The 1,100-nt window shown below is 79.7% G+C and carries 1 pseudogene; it reads left to right on the top strand.

What is annotated here, in order from left to right:
• Positions 1–1,100: pseudogene (locus ABZW03_RS41170) on the top strand (hypothetical protein); the annotation flags it as partial.

Genomic DNA, 1,100 nt, shown 5'->3' with positions numbered 1-1,100 from the left:
ACTGGCCGCGCTGCGGGCGGCCGCCGCCCGCCCGGCGATGAAGACCAGCAGCAGGAGCGCGGAGACCACGCTGGCCGCCCGCTTCGCCCGGACCGTCGCCGCCGACTACCCGGACGGCGTGCTGTTCGTCCGGCTGTCCGCCCCGGACGGCGGCCGGGTGCCGCCCGCCCGGGCCGCCCGGCTGCTGCTGGAACAGCTCGACCCGGGGACCGCCGTGCCGCTGCCCGGGGCGGGTGAGGACGGGCGCGACGAGCCCGGCTGCGTGGCGCTGCGCGAGGCGCTCGCGGGGCTGCGGGTGCTGCTGGTGCTGGACGACGTCCGGGACGCCGGGCAGGTGTGGCCGCTGCTGGCCGACGAGCCCGGCTGCCTGGTGCTCGCCACCACGGCCGGGCCGCTCACCGGGATCGAGGACATCGACCCGGTGATCCTCGGCGGGCTGGACCGGACGGCCTCCGGCGAGCTGCTGGCCGACCTGGTCGGCGGCACCCGGATCTCCTGCGACCCGGTCGGCGGGGCCGACCTGGCCGAGGCCTGCGCCGCCCGGCCGGCCGCGCTGCGGTTGATGGCGGGGTGGCTGCGCGGGAACCCGAAGATCGCGGTCACGGAGGCGGCGCGCGAGCTCAACCGGGTGGTGGGGGAGGAGACGGCGGCCGCCGGGGCCTGCGCGGAGCCGGTCGCGGCCGGTGCGGCGCAGAAGAATCCGGTGCGGAAGAAGGAGAGGGAGCGGGGCGGGGCGCCGGAGAAGAAGAAGGAGAAGGAGGGGGAGCGGGCGGCGAAGTCCCCCGGCGCCCCCCAGGCTCCGGTCGGCAGGGCCGCCGGGGCCGCCGGGGCCGCGGAGGGACCGGCGGAGGGCCGGACCGGTGAGCCCGCCCAGGGCCCCGCCGCCGCGGTGACCGAGTCGGCCGGCGACCCGGCGGCCTGGGTGAAGCCCGGCCCCGAGCCGGCCGAGCCGGTGCCCGTCCCCGACAACGACCCGCTGCTCGGCGCGTTCACCCTGCTGTACCGCGGGCTGCCGGCCGCCCAGGCGCGGATGCTGCGCAGCCTCACCCTGGCCCCGGCGCAGACCGCCGACCCGCGCACCGCCTCCGCCCTGGTCGGCT

The organism is Kitasatospora sp. NPDC004799, from assembly GCF_040609095.1.
In the GTDB taxonomy this organism is placed as follows: domain Bacteria; phylum Actinomycetota; class Actinomycetes; order Streptomycetales; family Streptomycetaceae; genus Kitasatospora.
The sequence above is the reverse complement of the archived record's forward strand: the minus strand, read 5'-3'. Positions and strand labels throughout refer to the sequence as shown.